The 22558-nt window shown below is 38.0% G+C and carries 16 protein-coding genes and 1 pseudogene; 5 read left to right on the top strand and 12 right to left on the bottom strand.

Annotated features, from left to right (window positions below; all coding sequences use genetic code 11):
- Positions 1–57 precede the first annotated feature (57 nt).
- On the top strand, positions 58–777 hold the full coding sequence (locus ASE01S_RS11970; RefSeq protein ID WP_373277952.1) for a GntR family transcriptional regulator: 720 nt from the start codon (positions 58–60) through the stop codon (positions 775–777).
- Positions 778–943: 166 nt separating this feature from the next.
- Here the strand turns inward: ASE01S_RS11970 and ASE01S_RS11965 are convergent, their stop codons facing one another.
- The 12 genes from ASE01S_RS11965 to cdaA form a co-directional block, all read right to left on the bottom strand.
- Positions 944–4105 (bottom strand): hypothetical protein, encoded by a 3162-nt coding sequence (locus ASE01S_RS11965; protein ID WP_067842620.1) that lies wholly within the window; start codon positions 4103–4105, stop codon positions 944–946.
- 401 nt (positions 4106–4506) lie between these two features.
- On the bottom strand, positions 4507–5841 hold the full coding sequence (locus ASE01S_RS11960; RefSeq protein ID WP_067842617.1) for a glycoside hydrolase family 30 protein: 1335 nt from the start codon (positions 5839–5841) through the stop codon (positions 4507–4509).
- A 1-nt stretch (position 5842) separates the two neighbouring features.
- Complete coding sequence (locus ASE01S_RS11955; protein ID WP_067842614.1) at positions 5843–7183, bottom strand: GH1 family beta-glucosidase; 1341 nt, start codon at positions 7181–7183, stop codon at positions 5843–5845.
- Between the two features lie 26 nt (positions 7184–7209).
- Entirely contained in the window at positions 7210–8037 is an 828-nt protein-coding gene (locus ASE01S_RS11950) for a carbohydrate ABC transporter permease (protein WP_067842611.1), read from the bottom strand.
- A gap of 18 nt (positions 8038–8055) precedes the next feature.
- Positions 8056–8946 carry a carbohydrate ABC transporter permease gene (locus ASE01S_RS11945; protein ID WP_067842608.1) on the bottom strand — a complete coding sequence of 297 codons (891 nt, stop codon included), beginning with the start codon at positions 8944–8946 and terminating at the stop codon, positions 8056–8058.
- Positions 8947–9021: 75 nt separating this feature from the next.
- Entirely contained in the window at positions 9022–10323 is a 1302-nt protein-coding gene (locus ASE01S_RS11940) for an ABC transporter substrate-binding protein (protein ID WP_067842605.1), read from the bottom strand.
- 239 nt (positions 10324–10562) lie between these two features.
- Positions 10563–11558 (bottom strand): LacI family DNA-binding transcriptional regulator, encoded by a 996-nt coding sequence (locus ASE01S_RS11935; protein WP_067842602.1) that lies wholly within the window; start codon positions 11556–11558, stop codon positions 10563–10565.
- Between the two features lie 67 nt (positions 11559–11625).
- Positions 11626–12285, bottom strand: coding sequence for a YesL family protein (locus tag ASE01S_RS11930; RefSeq protein WP_067842600.1), 660 nt, complete (start codon positions 12283–12285; stop codon positions 11626–11628).
- Between the two features lie 174 nt (positions 12286–12459).
- On the bottom strand, positions 12460–12921 hold the full coding sequence (locus ASE01S_RS11925; RefSeq protein WP_067842598.1) for an SAM-dependent methyltransferase: 462 nt from the start codon (positions 12919–12921) through the stop codon (positions 12460–12462).
- A 122-nt stretch (positions 12922–13043) separates the two neighbouring features.
- Positions 13044–14390, bottom strand: a complete 1347-nt coding sequence (gene glmM, locus ASE01S_RS11920) for a phosphoglucosamine mutase (RefSeq protein ID WP_067842596.1) — start codon at positions 14388–14390, stop codon at positions 13044–13046.
- A 38-nt stretch (positions 14391–14428) separates the two neighbouring features.
- Positions 14429–15673: a CdaR family protein gene (locus tag ASE01S_RS11915; protein ID WP_067842594.1), complete on the bottom strand. Its 1245-nt coding sequence runs from the start codon at positions 15671–15673 to the stop codon at positions 14429–14431.
- Positions 15670–16491, bottom strand: coding sequence for a diadenylate cyclase CdaA (gene cdaA / locus ASE01S_RS11910; protein ID WP_067842592.1), 822 nt, complete (start codon positions 16489–16491; stop codon positions 15670–15672). Before cdaA ends, ASE01S_RS11915 begins: the two co-directional genes overlap by 4 nt.
- Before the next feature lie 1856 nt (positions 16492–18347).
- On the opposite strand from cdaA, the gene ASE01S_RS11905 reads away from it, so the two are divergent.
- From ASE01S_RS11905 to ASE01S_RS11890, 4 genes and pseudogenes are all read left to right on the top strand, one after another.
- The gene (locus ASE01S_RS11905; protein ID WP_067842589.1) at positions 18348–18719 is read left to right on the top strand and encodes a lactococcin 972 family bacteriocin; all 372 of its coding nucleotides are present in this window, start codon (positions 18348–18350) and stop codon (positions 18717–18719) included.
- Positions 18720–18824: 105 nt separating this feature from the next.
- On the top strand, positions 18825–21011 hold the full coding sequence (locus ASE01S_RS11900; protein ID WP_067842586.1) for a DUF1430 domain-containing protein: 2187 nt from the start codon (positions 18825–18827) through the stop codon (positions 21009–21011).
- 2 nt (positions 21012–21013) lie between these two features.
- Positions 21014–21649 carry an ATP-binding cassette domain-containing protein gene (locus tag ASE01S_RS11895; RefSeq protein ID WP_067842584.1) on the top strand — a complete coding sequence of 212 codons (636 nt, stop codon included), beginning with the start codon at positions 21014–21016 and terminating at the stop codon, positions 21647–21649.
- A 582-nt stretch (positions 21650–22231) separates the two neighbouring features.
- A pseudogene (locus ASE01S_RS11890) lies at positions 22232–22558 on the top strand (IS21 family transposase); the annotation flags it as partial.

Here is a 22558-nt window from a genome sequence, read left to right as displayed (position 1 = left end):
CAGCCTAATGCTATTCTATTGATGACCTAGTCGAGAGAATATTATCCTTTGAAAGAAGTGAGCCTATTGAATAAGAAAGAATTTATTATTCAAGATTTACTTAGTAAAATCTATCAACGTCACTATCCTGATGGTAAATTACCCACCCAACGAGAACTGGCTCGTGCTTATCAAGTCTCACGCTATACGATTCAAGAAGCAATCAGTAAATTACGCGATATTGGGATTATTAAGGTTGTTCAGGGCTCAGGGATCTTTGTTCGCCGGAATGCTAAACAAAATCCGTTAATTTATAATTCAATTACAGCCACACCCTATAAGCGCATTTCCTCAAAGCCCATCTACTTAAAACGAATAAAAGCTACTGAGGCAGACAAACGTACCTTTGAGTTAGAAAATGGTGAAGATATTTGGGAGTTCCAGCGCATTCGCATTGTCAATTATCAAATTGTTCAAATCGAGAGATCCAAATTACCTTATAAGCTTTTCCCTAATTTAGAGCTAAAGGACATTGCCCACTCAATTCAGGCCTACGTCCTAAAACAAAAATATACGATTTCGCACTATATTACCTCTTATACACCTGTATTAATTAATAAAGAACAAGCCGAGCTTATGGGCTGTAAAAAAGGGCTGCCTGCCATGAAGATTCAAAATCGTTGCTTACTTAAAGATGGCATTTGCTATGAGTACAGTGAAGTGCTTGCATTGGATTACACCTGTACCTACATTACACCATTTAATAAAGAAGTCCATTCACAGCGAAGACAAAACTAGGGACTTTATTGCCAGCCATTTATCTGTCCTGTTGATGCAAAAACTCGAAGCTGAAGATCATTTTCATTGCTAAAATTTTGATCGTTTCCATTGTTAAGAGAAAGCTTTATCATGAAAAAAGAGATCGAACAGAAATAATCCTGCCGATCTCTTACTTATCCTTACATTAATCTAATCTGACGTGAATAGATTTGACCTGTCTGGAACGAATCTGCTCAGCTAAGTTGCCACTAATTGCTGAACCTTTGACATTAACCTGCTCACCATTGATTAATTGACATTTATATTCAACCGGTTTAACTGCATGTTTCCCATAAGTATCAGCTCGTTTACTGTTGCTATAGCTAACATCAATCTGACCAAAAAGCTTAAAGTGAACATAACCCTCCTGATCGAACAGCCAGGCTGGCAAACTTGGAGCTAGTTGAAAGACGAGCAACTGCTTTTCTTCACGATAACTGAACGGCTTTTGCCCAACAAACATAATAAACCACATATTCAAAAATTCAACCGTTGACCCGCTCAGCCGAGCCACAAACCCTTTACCATGGAGGTTAGGATCAGGGTTTGCACTACTTGCAATAAATGAAACATTTTCTAGAATACTTCTACCGTATTGCCCTGGTTCGGTAAAAGCAACTAAGCCTGTTTGGAGCTCTTGATAGAATTCATCATATAATCCCTTTTTTAACAACTCTAATAAATATTTATAAGACATATGAAGAAAAATCGACTCATTTTCCAGCCACCCAGGGGTAAAGAATTTTGCCCTTCCTAGTTCGATTGGATCAGATTCAATGGATCCACTCGTTTTATACATACCCAGTTTCTTATCATATAATGGTGACTGCTTAACACTACGGTATAATGCCTTTGCCGTTTCAGTATTAGACGTTAACTTGAGCTGCTTAACTATACCTTCAAGGAATGGTGTCACGGCATATGGCTTCAGTACGATAATGTCTTGGTTATCGTCAGAAACGGTTGCATCAAAATAAAAATAAGTTGGTGTTAGCCCTTCTTTGAACGATTCTACAGCAGATAGAGCTAAGTCAGCAAATTGACTAAAGATTGTAACATAATGATCAGCTTGTTTTTGATCACACTTAAACCGAACCCCTGTAATCCCCTGTCTAATCGTAGCCCGATACTGCTCGCGGATCTGCGTCAATTCCTGCCAAAGTTTTAAATTAAGGTGAACAGGACTGATTTGAGTGAGCCGCTCGGCTAAAGCTTCAATAAATTGACCTGCCTCAATCGGTAACGAAACCTGGCCAGACACAGTCTCACCCTCCAGCTTTATCAGCTGTAATAAACGCTTCAGCTCATATAGTTCTGAAGTGCTCGAGCCTAACATACCTGGCAATCCATTAAGTGCATCATTCCATCCTGGCTTACCTGCCTCCATTTCTATCCCTAGCCCAAACGGGGCAATTGTCGCTATTTTATTCGCCGCTAACAAGAATAGCTTTGAATACAAGTTAGTCATAAATAATTTGTCCTTGTCTTGATTCGTCCGTAACCATTGGTCCTTCCCTTGTCGTTGCTTAGCAAGCTTTTCCTCATCAATCGACAGCGCATCATATTGTCTAATATACTGATCCTGCTTAACATATTTTTTATACTGGGGATTGACTGTGGCTGGACTATCAAAATAACGGTAGCCATCCCGAAATAACAGCTGATCTCTTCTATCCGGATAGACAGCTAAATAACTATCAATTAAATCCAAGTTATAAGTCCAGTGATCAATCCAGAATCCTTCTCCATGCTCCGCTTCAAATACTTCATCACTACTTGTTAATACATCTGTTAAAAACTGTTCAAATGGAACGGTTAGCTCCTGATCATGGCGATCAAGAAATGCCTTGACGTCACCTGGTGTGAACCTTTTTGTTAACTGTTCTCTAAGCTGTTCATGGAGAGCTTGGGATATACCATAATTTGAGAAATCAAAATCAAGTTCAGCAAGGGTATAGGTGACTGATTTTAAGGCCAAGGGATTATAGCCATCAAGCTGAATCAAATTAACAAATTGCCGAATATTATAATCTTCAATCCGCGGGTCAAACAAGACATCTAGCCGGCGATTCTGATTCATATCACGATAATTGCCATTCCCCTGTGAATAAAAGGTTGGGCTAATCGAGAAAAAGTTGTAATCTCGTTCCAAATCACCATGCTTACGTGAATACAAGTAAAACACCTGTCGATTTTTCTTATTCTCAAATATGACTGGAAAACCGCCACGCAGACCATTATCCAAATAACTTTGTTTTAAATAGGCATCAAAATAAGGATGCGCCGTTTTGGTTTCTACAGTTTGGGTTAACGCCTTAGCTAACTGACGTGCCTCCGTCTGATATTGGGTAAAGTTTGCTCCTGTTAGCTTTTTATTGACAAAGGCTTTAGCTTTTTCCCGATTTGGTGATTGACCGATAACTGAAATAAGCTTGATCGTCTCGTTTGCTTTAAAATGATAGGAGACAGGGGCAAACCCACACGCTACCTTATTGGTTGAAACTTGACGATCATTGGTTAACTGCTCAACATGATTAGACTTGAAGTGTTCAGCCTGCTGAAGAGTCAAGTCATGACCAAAGACACACTCTCGATCATAAATCGGGGTAATCAAGCTTTCATTGTTATCCGTCTGAAGTAGTGCTGCAAAAAAATTTCCATCTTCAACTTGATTGACTGCTGCCTCATCAGCTGTGCTCCCACGCATATAATAATAACCAAACGTATCATCAATCAAATCAACATCAAACCAGCTTTTTAAGGTGTTGCCAATTGACTTATAAGCCATTTGTTCCACTCTTGCTGGAAAAAGCGTTGCAATCCCATCAAGGAGTTCTAGCTCTAGTTCAGCTGAACTCGTATTAGTGATAGTCAGTTCGCGGACGAGTGCAGGTATTGTTTGATGAGGTAGCGTATAGTAGACGACATCAAGGCCGAGCTGATTATGATTATGATAATGCTTTAATTCAAGCAAGTTATCAGACATAATCATGCTATCTTGAATACCATCTCCCTGTTCTTTAAAGGCCTCATAATAAAACGTCTCATTTTCACGCTTGCCTTTGATAAACGTACGAAATCCTTGGCTTGGTACCATTTGGTACGCCTTATCAGCAGGATAAAATTCAGTCATGGCGTTGTTTTTATCCTGAACACCAAAGCTAGCAATAGCCTGCCCTCGATTGACATAAAATACCCACATCGGAATACCATCCTCACCTGCTAGACCTGGTAAAAAGCTAGCAAATGGACTTGTAGTCTGGTAGCGATCGATCTTATAACTTTGATCATCTAATAATGAATACATGTTATTCACCCTCTATTCAAATATCCCTTGGCGTATCTACACATAGATTTCACCAAGATTAGCTCGATAATATCTCTGGCATCCGCCGGAGAATTTAACTTTATCGCAGTGTAACTGGCTGGGGGCTACGATTATTCGCCCCATCGAAGGGCTTTTGTAAGCCTCCCACTTAAAAAAATAAGGGAACATACCATTACTAAGTGGGAGATCCAACCAGCCAGATTCGGCCTGATTGGTTCAACTCACGTTCAGTGGAGGAGAGAGTAGCTGACTAAGTTCGCGACAACGTCTGCACTCGCATATCCTAGCTCGAAAACCCCTCCGAACGAAGTTTCACTTTATTCAGTAAGAGTTGGTACTTCTCTGAATGTAGAAAAGTAGGAGGCTTCTGCTGAATGAAGTTAACCAGTAACAACTGTAGTAATGGAATGGGCCGGAATTGTTATTGATGCTAAGTCGTTATCAATAGCTAGCTTTATTTCCTTAGAAGCATTAGTCTCATTTAAGATTACACTAGCAACTGAGCCATCATCATTTTTAAAAGCGGTAGCCTGTAGCTCATCCCCATTTCGGTTAAGTTGAATCCGCTTTGCTCCGGGCTTGATATATTGGCTAAAATGGCCAATCGCATAATAGGAGCTATTGAAGTAAACCTTATCGCTAGCGGGGTCAACTATTATTGGTGCATCACAGTAATTTCCAACATGATTCGGCCCACCTTGGACATCAAGCACGATATTCCAGTCGATAAAAGCTTCCAACCAGTTGTTCATGTCACCAATTATATGACGAGCATAGCGTTCTCCAGTATGCCATGCCCCTAGCTGGACGCCACCCTCGATACATCCTTCCGTAAAAATTAAGTGATAATCAGGAAAAAGCTCATGTACTTTTGATAGGTTCTCAAATTGCTCTGAAACGTACCAGTGGTTACCAATCCCCCAAACGTATTGAGCAGCTTGAGGATCATCCAATACTGCTTTCGCTCGCTCTACAAGTAGATCGCGATTATGGTCCCAGATCACAATTCGAACATGATTGAGCTCAGCTTTTTCAAGTGCTGGACCTAAATATTTAACAAAAGCACATTCTTCTTCTCCACTGTATAAGCATGAGTCCCAGACTTGCTTTGCTGCAGGCTCGTTTTGGACGGAGACTGCCCAAATAGTCATTCCCTTTGCTTGCATTGCCTTAATATAATGGACAAAATAATCAGCCCATAAAGCATAATACTCTTTCTTTAGACGACCGCCATTATTCATCTCACCATTCGTTTTCATCCATCCTGGTGGACTCCAAGGCGAAGCGAGTAAATGAAGCGGCTTACCCGTTATCGTATTAATCTCCCTTAATACCGGCAACAGATAACGCTCCTCATGATCAATAGAGAAACTAGTTAAGTGCTGATCTTCCTTTTCAATGTAATCGTAATTACCTAAGGCAAAGTCACAGCTATTGATATGTACACGCCCATACGTGTAGCCAAGCCCCTGGTCAGGATGATAATAAGCCTGTAATATCTTAGTTCTTTGCTCTGCTGAGAGCTTGCTCAGGTTATAAGCTGCTGCTTCGGTAATTGCTCCCCCAAATCCAAGCCAAGTTTGAAAGGTTCTATCGGTATTGATCTCAATATCAACGTTAGTTTTACAGTCTGATCGATTTAATTGACTGACTGAAGACTGCCAAAAGCGACCCTTCTCCTTTGCAGATTGAATAACTCTGATTGCTTTTGTCATGTTAAACTCCTTCTATTTCCCTTGATTGAATAATCCTTTGATAAAATTTGGCGCTATCCTTTAAAATGCGTTCTTGTGAATTAAAATCAACATAAATGATGCCAAACCGTTTACCATATCCAAATGCCCACTCGAAATTATCAAATAGCGACCAAAGGTAGTAACCGGATATGTTCATTCCTTCTTCATTTAACTGAGCAATGGCTTGTAAATGCTGGCGTAGGTAGTCGACCCGCTCAAGATCATGTACGTGATGATCATCAGTCACTTCATCGGGATAGGCCGCTCCATTTTCAGTAATGACGATAGGCAGATCCGTATACTGATCACGCAACCTGCGAACCAGCATTTTGAATTCCTCCGGTGAAATATCCCATCCCATTCCAGTTTTCGGGTAATCTGAATAAGCTTCTTGATACATAAATGGATCTTGCGCACTAAATTCGACCAGATCGCGATTATAATAATTGATGCCAAAGAAATCACACGCCACCGAAATCGTTGCCAGGTCTCCCGATTTAATAAACGAGAAATCATGAACATACTTTGAGAAGAGATTAATCATATCATTCGGATAGCACCCTTTAAAAATAGGATCTAAAAACCATCTATTTTTAAACCCATCCGCATTACGACGAGCAATTTCATTATTAAAACTTGAATCAATTGTGTAGACAGGACTTAAATTTAAGGTAATACCAATAGGTGTCTTTGACTTTAATTTATTTTTCAGTAAATCAACCGCCTTGCCATGAGCAACCAGCATATGATGCGCAGCAATGATTGATTCCTCCACATTCGTATGACCAGGTGCATGTACACCGAGCTGATAACCGAGAAAAGCAGCACACCACGGTTCATTAATGGTAATCCAACTAGTAACCTCACTGTCTAGTTCAGTAAAAACCTTCTCAGCGTAGTGATAAAACCATGTAATAGATTCTCTGTTAAGCCAGCCACCTTGTTCGTGGGCCCATTGAGGTAAATCCCAATGATACAAGGTAACCACTGGTTGAATTCCATTTTCCCTCAGTTCTTTAATTAAATGACGATAGAATTGCATCCCCGCATCGTTATATCTGCCTTGCTCAGGGAAAATGCGGGGCCAAGCAATTGAAAAGCGATAGCTATCCACCCCTAACTGTTTAATAAGCTGAACATCCTCACGATAACGGTTATAGTGATCACACGCTTGATCACCTGTATCTCCATTCAAAACTTTACCTGGCTGCCGAGAAAACGTGTCCCAAATCGATGGTGTTCGCCCATCTTGATTTGTCGCTCCTTCAATCTGATATGAGGACGTTGCTGTTCCGAACGTAAAGTGACGCTCAAATTTCATAAACCATTCACCTCATTTCTATTTATTTATCCTTTAATTGAACCAGCTGTTATACTACTAATGATGTATTTTGATAGGAAGAGAAATGCAATCATAATCGGAACGACCGAAATAGCTATTCCTAAATACATTGCCCCTAAATTCATCGCTACTGGAGAACCACTAAGTGCGCCCATCATCACTGGAAGAGTATAGAGTCTTGGTGAGCGAATAATAACGAGTGGAACGAGGTAGTTATTCCATGAACCAATAAACGTAAAAATCCCCATCGTAGCAATTGCTGGAAGTAGTATAGGTAAGACAATTCGGTGAAACATGTGTATCTCTGAGGCACCATCAATGCGGCCAGCCTCTAAAATCGAGATCGGCATTGTGGTAATTAAGAACTGTCTAAAGAAAAATACGGTAAATGGTGCAGCGATCGCTGGAATAATCAATGGCCAATAAGTATCCAAAATACCTAATGTTTCACTAAGATCGTACAAGCCGATTAGACCCAACTGTCCCGGAACCATCATCATCACAATAAACGTGATAAAAATGACATTCTTCCATTTGAAATCATAGACGACTAACGCAAATGCGGTTAACGCTGAGAAATAAGCATTAAGGATCGTGACCGATACAGCTACCATTAAGCTATTCCGAAACCCTACCCAAACGTCCATGTAGCTCGTCAACGTTTGATAGTTCGCCTTTAATGCATCACCCGGAATAAGCGAAAAACCTCTTAATATCTCAGAATTTGACCGTGTAGCATTGATAATCATCATATAAAATGGAATAAAACAGATGACAACCAGCAGAATTAAAAATGTATAAATAATGAAACGAGCCAGCTTCATTTTATTCATCGCTTTTGTCTCCTTCCCTTAAACTTGCTTACGGTACATTGTCCTAAAAGTTATCGCTGAGAATATAACGGTAATAAAGAACAAACCATATGCAATTGTAGCTCCATAGCCGAAATTATTGTATTTAAAGGCTTGATTATACAAATACAACACCATCGTATTTAGTGCACCCTGCGGTGAGCCATTACCATCTGTCAATAACATTGGCAAATCAAAAATTTGCAATCCACCGATAATGGAGGTGATCAGTACATAGAGCAAAATCGGTTTTAGCTGTGGTATGGTGATAAATTTAAACGATTGCCACCAATTAGCCCCATCAATTAATGCTGCTTCATAAAAGTCCTTTGATATACCTGAGATACCAGCTAAAAGGACAATAAATGAATTACCAAACCACATCCATGCTCCTATCAGCGCGACTGCTGATTGGGCATAGGCCGGTGAATTGAGCCAATTAATCGGACGATCTATAAAGCCAAGGCTTAGCAGCATTTGATTTAGTCCACCGTGGTTCCAATCAAGCAAAATACTAAATAGCAATGCTACAGAAGCAATCGTTATAATATTAGGCAAATAAAATAATGCCCGAAACAAACCGACTCCCTTTAACTTTAGGCGAATATCAGAAAAAAGCAGGGCTAAGCCAAGGGCAATTAACATTTGGACAATAAAATTAAAGCCCCATATTCGAATCGTATTGAAGAAAGCTTGATAAAAATAACGATCACTAAACAAACGGATATAATTGTCTACGCCAATAAAGCGGGCATTTTCAATTCCACCCATCCCCGTATAATCGGTTAAGCTGTAGTAAAACGTTAAGAAGATAGGATAAATATTAAAAATAAGAAATACAATCACAAATGGTGCAATAAAGAGATAGGCCTGATGATTACCTTTTTTCACGAATTCTCGCTCCTTTCTCTAACAGACAATAGGAAAAGGGTGCTTGCTTACACGCACCCTTTTCCATCTGCAAATCTACTCAGGCACGACAATATTTGGATAAGCATTAACAACTTGACTATAAAACTCCTCAATCGCCTCTTCCTTCGTTAGATTTCCTTCAACATAGGCACCGACTTGCGTTCCAAAAAGCTCATCGATTTGCTGGTCATATCGTGTTACCGTGCTTGCATCAATTTCCTCTGCACGTTCAATGAAGAAGTCATAATGATTTTGACCACCTAAGAATTCATCGGCATAATCAGCCGCTACCTCTTCCATAACTGGATAATATGAAAGCACATCGCCTGTTTCCATTACCCATTCTGTCAAGAATTCCTGATCATTCACGAGCATTTTAATAAATTCAAAGGCTAAATCTTTATTTTCCGAATCCTTATACATCCCGATCCATGTACCACCTTGAAAGTATGGAGTCGGTCCATTTGTTACGGCCCAATCTCCTGCCGTTTCTTGTGCTTCTTCTTTTAAGACAGAATGTAAGCCCCAGGTCGGTAATGAAACAGCAAAAACTTCCGTTTGATCCGATTGATCCGCATCTTCATCAATCTCATCCCAACCGACATTATAGCTAATCGGACCCGTAAAGGAGGCATACCAAGCTGGCGACCACGCCGGCGCCAAAGCTGTATATTGCTTTTCTCTAAGCTCTTTAGCGTAATCAAAGTAAGCAAGTCGTTCCTCAGTCATGACCAATTCATCATTCTCGTTTACCCAAGGCTGAGGGTTAGCTCCGTTCGTATAGGGGGCGATTGATCCTTCGTCAGGAAATAATCGATAATTATGTTGCTTCATGTTCTCACCGACTTCCATTAGCCCTTCCATTGTTGAGAACATTTGACCAATTTGCTCTGGGTCATCAGTGCCAAGCACTTCCTGAGCAATACTTCTGCGATAATAAATCCCACCTGGCGTCGTCTGCCATGACACCGCTCTAACTTCACCGTTACTATTAATCCCTAAATCCCAAACATATTCCATATAGTCATCACGCCACTCATCAACGTTATACGGTTCCTGAGATAAATTTTCCCAGTAGTCCTGCTCAATCCAATCCTTCAAATAAACAATTTCACCTGTAAAAACATCCGGGGCGCCACTCCCACTTTCTAAAGCCGGACGCAAGGTATTGACATAATTTTCTGTTGGAATGATTTGCAAATCAACTTTCACATCATGTAATTGCTCAAAATATTCAATGGGCTCTTGCAGTTCATCCGTAAAAGATGTGACGATAAGATCCGGTTCATCCTCTGAACATGCACTTAAGATAAACAGAACACCAATCAAAGTTAGAATTGACACGAAATTTTTCACAACTTTCCCCTCCTCAACGGAATATCCATTTGTTTAATCATTGAGAAAATCATTTACTTTTATAAGTAAAGCGCTTTACTATTACAAAACAGTCACTTGAAAGCATAAACACGAAATGATAACCCTTACATTTTGATTTTTTGTAAAAAAACACATTAATATCCTATTTCCCCAATCTTTTTATATAGTAAAGCGCTTTATCTTTATTTTATACTATGTCCTAAAGTCATTTTTGATGACTAAATCGGACGACAAGATTCTCGCTTAATCAGCTGTACAGGAACAACCTTGGTCATTCCACTATCATCACCGTTAATTTGATTAAGTAGCATGATAGCAGCTTGTCTACCTATAAGTTCCTTGTCTTGTCTAATCGTCGTTAATGGCGGGTCGACATGTTTGGCAATCGCTATATCATCAAAGCCAATAAGCGAGATGTCTCCCGGTACACTTAAGCCAGCTTCCTTGATCACTTTCATCGCCCCTAATGCCATGTTATCTCCTGCAACGACAACTGCAGTTGGACGATCTTGTAGGGCTAACAAACGAATCATCGCTTCACGGCCACCCTCATATGAGAAAAATCCACCATTTACAAGGTAATGTTCGGGTAGATCTAGTCCATGATTAGCCATAGCCTTTTTGAAACCCTTTGCTCTTTCTATTCCAGCGAAGCTAGTCTGTTCACCCATAATATGAGCAATTTTACGATGCCCAAGCTCTACAAGGTAATCCACAGCTAATTGAGCCCCATGACGGTTATCACTATAGACTGACCCAGGTGTTTCTAGTGGTAAATCGATGTAAACGGCTGGAATTGGCGATTCTTCCTGTCCAATAAAATCATCACCAAAGGATTGAACGACAATAACCCCATCGACACCTCGATGTTTTAAATGCTTGTATGTTTCTCTTTGCATACCCATATGTCTTGATACAAACAACAAGTCATAATTGTAGAGTTCAACATGCTTTTTAAACCCTTCAATCACCTCACTGAAAAAAGGATGGGCAATACCAACACCTAAATGCTCAGCAAATACGACACCTATCATCCATGACTTATTAGTAGCAAGCGTTCTTGCCGAAGAATTGGGGGTATAGCCTAATTCCTCAACAGCTTCTAATACGGCTCTTTTGGCTTTTTCACTTACATTCTTATAATTGTTTAATACTTTTGAAACGGTTGTAATTGAGTAACCGGATCTCTTCGCAATATCATATATCGTTGTCATCTCATACTCCTAACGAAAGCGCTTTCCATTATAATATATTACGTCAACCATACATTGTCAACCACTTCTAATGATTTGACTCCATTTTTTCAAGTAACAACTTCTTTCCTTCTAATCGGTTAAAGGAGCGTTTGGCAACCCATTGAATCATAAGTATAGGGATTGAAACAAGATAAAATGGTAACATTGCAGGAATAACAGTCAATAGCCAAGTAACAGTAAATAGAGCAAAGATCATTCCTATCGATGAAAAAGGAAATAAAGCGATTAACCAAAAGCTGTCACTAAAATATGACCAAAAACGAAGCTTGTATTGAGAAAATAAAGCTAGCGTATAACCGCTCAGGGCTGTCCAGACACAAATTAGTATCATAAGTACTGGTGATACAAGATAATCTAGCACTGGATGGTCGGGCAATATTCTGATCAAACCAAAATCAATCAAGACAAATAAATAAACAGATCCAATCACAGCTATTAAGCCGTTCGCCAACCAAAAGTTTTCTCGATAAGCACTAGTAAAACTGTTCCATATCGTCTGATTTTGCTGACCATGTAGCATCCTTCGTATAACAATAAAAGCACTTACTGTTGCTGGCCCCAATCCTAGTATGACAAGACCAATTAAGGTAAACAGAAGCCACAACAGATTAATATAGGCGAGTTTTGCAAGCCATTCACATAGCCTTAACAAGCCTGTCATTGCATTTCCGTTCTGATTATTCATTCTCTTATCCCCTACTTTGAATAAAATATTTGATAAAAATATAACAAGATAACCTTAATCTATATGAACAGTGAAAGGCAAACAACTTTAGCCTGAACTAACAGAGAACTAGCAAACCTATTATCGACCATTATCAAAAGCAGGTTCAAAACGTCATAGAATATGCCAAATGCATTACTGCCAATAGTTTTTCATCAGTTCTGCAGACCAATTCGGCTGGTTTACTTTTTTACAGGGTAAAAATTCTTTCATAACAGGTTTAATGTCAATAATCGGTGTTCCATCGATAGCGTCTAAACCTTTTACAATTAAATTTCTAGGTTTATGTTCAATAAGTTCAACAATGGTACTTCCAAGTTTATTTGGTCTGTTCTTTCCTCTTTGAGCAAATATACCAACTTTAGGAAATTCCTTGTTGTTCCTCGGATGTCTGGAATTGTATTGAATTTTCTGATCAGATACTTTATTAAAATAAAATAAAATTTCCAAATGTGAAAATTCATTAATTCCTGCTAAAGCATGATCGCTTATTCCATCAACTAACTGAATCGTTGATAAAATATCTCCCCAACGATCATCTACAAGCTCTTTTCTACTATTATGAACAGTTGCAATAGGCTTAATCGAATACATCATATCCGCCTCCCTCTCTGCGTTTAATTTATTATCTATCATCCATAGTATACTGAACCGCAAACAAAAAGACTACTGTGACAGATCGATTCACCAATCTGTTTATCAGTAGTCTTTCCATATTATTACTTATAACCAAAAAGTGTTTGGACAACCTCAACAACTTGATCTGCTGCTTCATTACAACGTTCAAGTGTTGGTGCTTCAACCATAACCCGGACCAATGACTCAGTACCAGATGGTCGAACTAAGACACGCCCGTCTTCACCCATTTGCTCTTCTACTTTAGCAATGACTTCTTGAATACGAGGGTCAACCAAAGTTTGATGCTTATCAAGTACTTTGACATTCTTTAAAACTTGTGGGAATTTCTGCATCTCTGCTGCTAGCTCAGATAGCTTTTTCCCAGTTTCTCGCATAACATTAATTAATTGTAATGCTGTCAGCATTCCATCACCTGTCGTGATGTAGTCGAGAAAAATGATATGCCCAGACTGTTCACCACCAAGATTGTAGCCGCCTTTTCTCATTTCTTCCATGACATATCGATCACCAACATCTGTTTTATCACTTTTCATCCCCTGTGCTTCGATTGCTTTATAAAAACCAAGGTTACTCATGACTGTCGATACAACGGTTGAATGACGTAATAGTCCACGTTCATTTAAGTATTTCGCACAAATATACATAATCTGATCGCCATCAACAATTTCTCCGTTTTCATCCACAGCAATTAAACGGTCACCATCGCCATCAAAGGCTAGGCCAATGTCAGCATCTTTCTCTTGAACGAAGGCCTGTAACGTCTCAGGATGTGTTGAACCTACCCCATCATTAATGTTTAGACCATCAGGTGATACGCCGATTGTCGAAATATCAGCTTCTAGATCAGCAAATAAATGGGTGGCTAATGAAGAAGTTGCACCATTTGCGCAATCTAATGCGATATGTAAGCCAGCAAAGTCATTATCCACCGACTGTTTTAGGTATTGAATATATTTTTGTCCGCCTTCAAAATAATCATTAACTTGACCAACCTCTGAACCAATTGGACGAGGAAGCTTATCTTCACCAGCATCAATTAGAGCTTCAATCTCTAACTCTTGCTCATCAGTTAGCTTAAACCCATCTGGACCAAAAAATTTAATACCGTTATCCTCAACAGGATTATGGGACGCCGAAATCATGACCCCCGCTTCTGCACTCATCGCTTTTGTTAAATACGCTACCCCTGGAGTTGAAATAATACCTAATCGCATCACTTCTGCCCCAATTGATAATAATCCCGAAATTAAAGCAGCTTCTAACATATCGCCAGAAATACGTGTATCTTTTCCAATTAATATTTTTGGTTTTTGTTTATCCTTTGTCAGTACATGTCCACCACAGCGACCTAGCTTAAAGGCTAGCTCCGGAGTCAGTTGCTCATTTGCAATCCCTCGTACTCCATCTGTTCCAAAATATTTACCCATAATGTACCTCTCCTTTTTCCATTTACAACTTTCCACTTTTATTCTACCTGTACTGTTGCCTCTTCTAAGGCCAAGTTAACTTCTATGCCGTTCGGAGCATCAACTTCAATGGGGACTCGGTATTCACCACTAGTTAATCCAGCAAGATCAATTAATAGCTGAAAATCAGCCCGATTTAGATTTGCTAAATCTGATTGAAAACCAATGACATTAATGTCCAAAGCACCAGTTTCAGGATTAAGAAATGATGGCGTTAAACCATTTCGGAGATTCTCAATATTAATCTCCACATCTTCAATCGTCTCTTCTATTCGTTCCTCGACTTCAATGTTTACTGTTACTATCTCCTCAGAAATGAGCCTAGCTGTGTCAGGGACATCAAGCTCTATGTCTAGCGATGTTGTTTCGGTTATTTCTGATAAATCAATTGGTTTTGTATGAATCTGATCTATAGCTTCTAAATCTTCCTCAGCTGCAAAAACCTGAACCTCATCAATCTCTGGTTCCACTGAAACTAAACGAAAATCATCTGGCAAATCACCTGATGTCTCAACATGAATTGGAACTGTTTTATTAGGACTTTGTACATTTAGCTCAACCGTTACAGTTTCCGGTTCAACCCTTACATTTAACTGACTGCCCTCACTATCATAGACACGCACTGGCACATCAGTTATAGTTAGTGACTCACCAATACCCTCCACATCAATAAAAGCTTTGACAATTGCAATACGGTCAATAACACTTTTAGAACTTGTAACCGTAACGGTCGAAGGAGATACGACAGTGGAGCTTATCTCAAAACCTGGTTGCATCTGCTCAACATTAGTATAATCAACTTCAACAGTAAAATCTCCTGTGCCTCTTTCTTCAATGGATACTTCTATCACCTCGGGTTCAATCGATACAGACAAACGGTTAGAAATACCCTCATATTGTAGTGGGACAGTATGAGTGCCAGGCTCCAATCCTTCTAAATCCACAAAAACATCAAAATTGCGCTGAGTAACAGTGGATTGAACAACACTGATTGTACCTTGTATCGTCATCGTCACTGTTTGTGGTACACCACTAACAACATATTGTTCATCATCTATTTGAATGCTAACCGGTACATCTTCTATAACCTGTGTCTCTTGCGAACTATTGAAGATAGCGTCAAGTCCACCTACGTCTGCGGATCGAGTATCTTGATTATCAAGTGATACCACAATAAAGACGATTATCGCAAGAAACAATGAAATGACACGGATAACCCAAGGTTTATTCAGCCAGTCATTCATCTTTTCTTTCCCCTCCAATTCCAGCTTTTTAATGTCGGGGCTTTGCCGAAATTTGCTTCTAAATTTTTTCTTAGAATCTCAGTCAATCTCTCTTCAGTAATATCACGATGAAGCTCAGCATTCTTTGTACAAGATATACTTCCTGTTTCTTCAGAAACAATAATCGTAAGTGCATCACTTACTTCGCTAATTCCCATTGCCGCTCGATGCCGTGTTCCTAACTCCTTTGAAATGAAAGGGCTTTCGGACAATGGAAGGTAACAAGCGGCTGCTACAATTTCATTTTCTTTAATAATAACAGCACCATCATGTAAAGGCGTGTTGGGGACAAAAATATTCGTTAACAATTGATTAGTTAGTTGACCATGTATAGGTATCCCCGTTTCAATAAAGTCACCCATGTTTGTTTCACGCTCAATCGTAATAAGCGCTCCTATCCTACGCTTAGCCATATAATTACATGATTTTACAATTGCCTCGATCGTTTGATTAAGAAGTTCTTCTTTAGATCTTCTGTTTCGACTAAAGAAGCTACCTCGTCCAATTTGTTCAAGTGCCCGACGGAGTTCAGGCTGGAACAGAATAATTAGAGCAAGGGGGCCCCAAACGATAGCTTGTTCGATAATCGCTTGAACAGTCTGTAAGTTTAAAAAATAACTGATCAAATATATAATAACAACAACAAAAATACCTTTTAGAAGTTGAATGGCTTTTGTCCCTCTAATAAACATAATTAATTTATATAATACATACCAAACAAGGGCTATATCAACAATTATCTTCAGCAGATTAAAAAGTGTAAAACCCTCACCTAGCATGTCCACACATCCCTCTAAACATAGAATCCATCCCATTTCAATTAAGTAGTCACTTTTTTTATTATAGCATAATCATCTGAAAGTTTATAACGATATCCTAAATAGACAAAGTGAAATTTCGTTCAGGGAGGTTCGACGCATCGAATGTGCTCGTGCAGACGTCACAAGACGTCGCGAACTTAGTTAGCTTCCTCCATCCCCCACTGAACGTTAGTTGAACCAATCGGGCCGTAACTGGCTGTTGGATCTCACACTTAGACGTGACGTGTTCTCTTATTTCTATAAGAAGGAGTCTTGCCGGTTACACTGCGATACATGCAAAAATTAGAATCAAGTGGATTTAAATTTGGTTATTGATACCTATTATCCAAAATAATATTGGAAAGTAGCAGACGAACAAAAGCGTAGAGTTCTCGCTAAAACATAGCAACTGGAGCAAATCAACTGTGATAAAGGAATCACGTTGAGCTTGCGAACCGATAATGACTTAATCGCCTAGTTTTTAGCGCTCGAAACTGGACGTCGCTAAACTGGTTGCCTACGTGTTATCCACTTCCGAAAAATTGATCATTTCCTAGACAGTAATCGAGTAGGAGGGAGGGAGTGATTAACTCCCGTCCTCTCACATCGCATACATACCGTTCGGTATACGGCGGTTTCATTTAAGTCCAATGTACCGTTTGATATCTACCTAATAGACTCTTGAGCCCCAGACTTGCCCAATATTTATTATCAAGTATTCGACTTCATATCGGGCTATGTGATGTTCGCCAGTAGCTTTTCCTTGTGTTCGCCCATTCCGCGCTTATTTTCTGGATTAATACCCAGATAAGATTCCTCTTTCTCGTTTTGATTTTCTCCATTATTTCCAACAAATCATACGCAATCTCCTTGGTTCTCTGTCAAGATTTCGGGACAAGTTAAAAGTAGAAAAAATCCTAGTTTTGAATACTACTTAATTATGAGCCAAATGTCTGGTGAGAGAGCTATTCTCTCGGATAAGTGGATCATTCCTATTCTTGCTTAACAGTTGTCTGATAACATTCACGCATCTACTCCACGTTCTTCTTGACACGGGACCCCTGAACCCTCTGGACTCCTTTATATCAGGAAAAAATAACCTTTAGCAAAGGCGCTTTTCGCCTCAAGATCATACCAGAAGGTGCTCCCCCATATCAAGAGACTTTCGCGGCATAAACGCTGTCTGGTTTCCTACCTACCATTCACATTCCTATTCTGAATGGTCTTTTCGCTTGCTAGATGAGCCCTGCGTATTCATTGAGTGAGTTAGCTTGTTAAGGCATGCTCAAAATTATAAGGTGACTTCATTCCACAATGGGCATGAATTCTAACTGTATTATAAAGAGTATTTTGTTAACATAATGCATACGATCTTGGTCCTCTTTAGTCAGATCCCACACTGTTTCATTAAAATGATCAAGATTAACAACTGTGTGCTCTGGCAATAGAAAATTATTGCTCATGTCCATTTTCAGATTCAAACATCTTTTATAGATGTTAGCCTACACTCATATTTTTATTCTCCTTTGTTCTCCTCCATGTTATCTCTCATTAAATTCTAACTTATCTGACTATATGACTGCACAAGTCATAATTCTGAACGTTTTGTGCAACGCTTTTAAATGTAATATAATTCAGCCATCAAATTTTTAAAAATAACTGACTTTGCTAAAAGGCTAGCACGCAAAAAGAGAATGATAGAGTGAAAGATTAATACATTTAATCATACAAATTTTAAAAATATATGGAAAACTATTGTAAATTATTTTTTCATATATTACAATTATTTTGTAATATATTACAAATGATATTATTTATGAAGGGAGGTTGTTAAAATGAAGAAATTTGGACTTGTGATGGTTATTTTTACTGCTATATCACTTATATCGATACCTGTTTTTGCACAGGAGGATATAACAAATGGTGGTACAGTGGTATTAAAAGGAGAACCTTCATCTATTACTCCTTATACGATTAAAGACGTCGATGGAGGTAATGGACGCTGGGATTATGGAACCCGACTTACCGTTACGTTAAAAAAGAAAGTTTGGTCTAACCTTGATCACAATACGAAAGAGCATCGTTCCAGTTCAGAAATTGATGGGAATTATGATAATAGTGGTTGGGTGAAAGCCCGTACAACATCTAAATCTAGTGCAGTTGGCCCGCGCAATTCAGTTGCTTACTGTAATTGGGATGTCAAATAACTCTGAATGGCGATTAGAGTCACTTAAGAGCTAAGTGACTCTTCTTTTATAAAAATATACTTACTTCATTTATTTTAATAATCCTAATCTAGTGGAGGCTTTTATGTGAAACGTTTTATTCAATTATTTATGATTATCATGTTTTTTGTGTTATTCGCAGCTAACTATTTTTCATATCAAACTGAAAGTTATCAAACTCTGATTAATTCCTCTCAAACGTATACATTTGGATTTAAAGTTCCTGAAGACATAATAAACGCTGACCCCAAAAACATAGTTTGGTTAAAGGATGCAGCAAATAAAAATAATGTTAATATCAGTCGATCCTTTTCTTACCATGATAATGAAAAGGATGAGTCCTATACAGAAGAATACATATGGTTAACGACAAATACACGTCTATTTCAGCAAATAAGACTGAGTGAAGGTGAAATGTTAACGCACGATGATATGTTAGATCCTGAAAAATTCATGTCAACTAACCATACAAATAGCAATAATCAGGTGGGGGTTATTGCTAATTTTGGTGGAGGAGGAAATTACTCAATTTCTATATTAGATCACTTGACTTCTAACTATAGATATTCTGGAAGGTACCGAGTTGAAGCAGATTCTCCTGAACAATTTAATCAGTTTATTCAAGACTATGTTAATTATATTAACGAGTCAAGTCATGAAGCATTCACACCTGATATGTACCAAGACAATACAGAAGAGGAACGAATAAATAGCCAAACAGACTTCGATATATTGATCTTTATTCTTTTCTTTCTGGTTATTATGTTTTTAACTTTCTTGTATGACCTTATTTCTCAAACCAAAGCTATTTCAGTAATGAAATTAAATGGCCACACTCGAAATTATATATGCTACCAAGTTTTTATTAAGTTTTTTAGCATAAATTTTTTATTAAGTCAGGTTTTAATAATTCCTTTTTTATTTTTTATAAAAGATAACAACTTTGATTTTATTTGCAGAATTTTTCTCACTAATTTTTTTGTATTTATTACACTTTTGTGTTTATTGACTTTGATTTGCCAAGTATACACAAGTAGGATAAAAATGACTTATTGTATCAATGGTAAAAAACCAATTGGTGCAATAGCTTTCTTAATCATCTTGTTTAAATTGATTGTGTCAACAATTATTATCGTCTGTGTTATTAGTTTAATTTCAGACCTTACACACATTCAACAAAAACAAGAAGCGTTAAACAATTGGGCAAAATCCTCTAACCTTGGAGTTTTTCATCCTGTCAAATCAGGAGATGATACTGAATTAATCCGGGCTGGTGAGTATCCCTTAGATATACCAACATACTCAATGTATCCGAAACTTAATCAAACATTTGAGGCCATCTATATTAATTCAGACCTTTATACAACGGAAAGCATCGAGGTTAATGTAGGCAATGATTATATTAAGTCAATCACAGTTAATCCGAATTATCTAAAAACTTATCCATTATATGATTCGGAGGGGAAACAAATTGAGATTAGTGAAGATGTGGAAGAAACTGTCTACCTTATCCCTGAACAGTATAGAGAGAAAGAGGAGCTAAATGATGACTATTTTAGCTCAGCTCGTGAAGGGTTTTATAAATTACATCAAGAGCTCTATGAACAAAATGATAAACAAAAAAGTACTGAAGTTATATTTGTTTATATGAAGCCTGGTCAAGAAGTATTCTCATTAAATACAAATGTGATGCCTAATCATTATAATATCATCATTGATCCGATCATCCAGGTAATGACAGAGAGCAATGCATTAGTCCCAGATACATTCTATACATCTACAAGTAATCAGACGCTATTTATTAAGCTAATCGAAACAGATCCCGAATTAACGTATGAAAAACTGTTACCTATATTGAGAGAATATGGTTTAGATGACAACTTCCCCCACCTTATTCGAATTAATGATTTAATTTTGAACGAAATAAATGTCTTAAAGCAGGAAGTTTATTTGACTATTACGATCTTGTTAGCTCTAACCGTATTACTTATGATTACATTAATTCAATATGTCTATTTATTATTTCAACGTCACCGATATGAATTTTTCGTTAGAAAGACATTTGGCCAATCCTTTTTAAACAAATACCATAAGCTACTAATACTATCGTTACTTTTAAACATTATTGAATATATACTTTGCCTCAGTATAATTCAGACAGATTTTTATCATATCTTCATATTAAAAATAGTTATCGAATTTGGTATTATGATCGCCATGATCAACTATTTTGAAAAACAAAATGTAGTTAATATATTGAAGGAAGGTGCCTAACCTTGGCTTATTGCGAATTGCATAACATAAATAAAAGTTTTGATAACAAACTTATTTTAAAAGATTTTTCGTTAGTAATTAATAAAGGAGAACTAGTATGTATTTCTGGACAAAGTGGGGCGGGAAAATCTACTCTTATTCATATTATTGGCTTATTAGAAAAAGCAGATTCTGGGGTTGTCAATGTATGTGGAGAAAAAAATGTGAAATCTAACACTCGTCAATCACAAAGATTACTCAGACATAACATTGGTTTTCTCTTTCAAAATTTTGCATTAATTGATGATAAATCTGTTAGTTATAATCTTGATATTGGATTTGTTAAAAAAGGAAGATTAGAAAAAAAGAAAAAGCTTGAATTACTAAAAGAACTTCAACTCGATGTTACGTTAGAAGATAAGATTTTTCAGCTGTCTGGCGGTGAGCAACAGAGACTTGCTATTGCACGCCTTTTAGCCAAAGATTGTGATCTAATATTGGCCGATGAACCTACAGGATCACTAGATGAGGCTAATAGGAATAGCGTTTTAGACATATTGATACAATTGAATCAATCAGGGAAAACAATCGTGATTGTTTCACACGATCCTTATGTGATGAATCACTGTGATCGGGTTATTCATTTATCTCGATACTAATCCCACGTAAAGCCTTCATTTTAAGATTCGAGTCAATCAAAGAGGCCAAGTGCGCTGATACACGGATAGGGGTTGCTATCTCTCAGTGGAAGAATAGAAGCTTTATAATCTGAGGGCTTAATATCAATATCTTCAACGGCGGCTGGGGTCTCTCAAATCCCATAACTTTATCGGTAGGGAAAAATGGTAGTTGAAATTATTTATTATGCCACTCCCTAAAAAACTAACCGTTTGATATCTACCCAATAGACTCTTGAGCCCCAGACTTGCCCAATATTTATTATCAAGTGCTCGACTTCATATCGGGCTATGTGATGTTCGCCAGTAGCTTTTCCTTGTGTTCGCCCATTCCCACGCTTGTTCTGGATTAATACCCAGACGAATTAAGATTCCTCTTTCTCGCTTTGATTTTCTTCCATTCTTTCCAGCTGTTTATGGCAAACTAATAATGTAGGGATTGGCATTTAATTTATGTATGGTCCGTAGGACCATACATAAATTAAATGCGCCACTTGCCAACTCCCCCAAATAACTTTAAACTCCTCGTTGGACCAACAACGTTCGACAGGAGGATATTAGGAGATGTTAGCAGTGGCACAAATTGATTATATCAGACATGAGGTAAATCAAAAAGGTGAAACCTATGCGGATGTGGCAAGAAGAATGGAAGTTGACCCACGCACAGTTAGTAAGTACGCAAATCAGGAAGAATTCAAAAGAAAGAAAAAGCAAAAACGGAAAGCACGAGTGATGGACTCGGTTAAACCAATCATAGATAAGTGGATTAAAGAGGATTTAAAGAAGAAAAAGAAGTATCATAGAACAGCTAAAAAAATGTATGAACAATTAAGGGATTTTCATAGTTTTACGGGGTCAGATCGTACTGTACGCGATTATGTATCCAAAAAA

Origin of the sequence: Amphibacillus sediminis NBRC 103570 (genome assembly GCF_001552275.1) — a bacterium.
In the GTDB taxonomy this organism is placed as follows: Bacteria; Bacillota; Bacilli; order Bacillales; family Amphibacillaceae; genus Amphibacillus_B; species Amphibacillus_B sediminis.
Note: the sequence above shows the minus strand (reverse complement) of the source record. Positions and strands in the feature narration are given on the sequence as shown.

Coding starts and splice junctions, on each gene's coding strand:
- ASE01S_RS11965 (WP_067842620.1), bottom strand. CDS start 4,105: ATGTATTCATTATTAGATGATCAAAGTTATAAGATCGATCGCTACCAG.
- ASE01S_RS11960 (WP_067842617.1), bottom strand. CDS start 5,841: ATGACAAAAGCAATCAGAGTTATTCAATCTGCAAAGGAGAAGGGTCGC.
- ASE01S_RS11955 (WP_067842614.1), bottom strand. CDS start 7,183: ATGAAATTTGAGCGTCACTTTACGTTCGGAACAGCAACGTCCTCATAT.
- ASE01S_RS11950 (WP_067842611.1), bottom strand. CDS start 8,037: ATGAATAAAATGAAGCTGGCTCGTTTCATTATTTATACATTTTTAATT.
- ASE01S_RS11935 (WP_067842602.1), bottom strand. CDS start 11,558: ATGACAACGATATATGATATTGCGAAGAGATCCGGTTACTCAATTACA.
- ASE01S_RS11930 (WP_067842600.1), bottom strand. CDS start 12,285: ATGAATAATCAGAACGGAAATGCAATGACAGGCTTGTTAAGGCTATGT.
- ASE01S_RS11925 (WP_067842598.1), bottom strand. CDS start 12,921: ATGATGTATTCGATTAAGCCTATTGCAACTGTTCATAATAGTAGAAAA.
- glmM (WP_067842596.1), bottom strand. CDS start 14,390: ATGGGTAAATATTTTGGAACAGATGGAGTACGAGGGATTGCAAATGAG.
- ASE01S_RS11915 (WP_067842594.1), bottom strand. CDS start 15,673: ATGAATGACTGGCTGAATAAACCTTGGGTTATCCGTGTCATTTCATTG.
- cdaA (WP_067842592.1), bottom strand. CDS start 16,491: ATGCTAGGTGAGGGTTTTACACTTTTTAATCTGCTGAAGATAATTGTT.
- ASE01S_RS11905 (WP_067842589.1), top strand. CDS start 18,348: ATGAAGAAATTTGGACTTGTGATGGTTATTTTTACTGCTATATCACTT.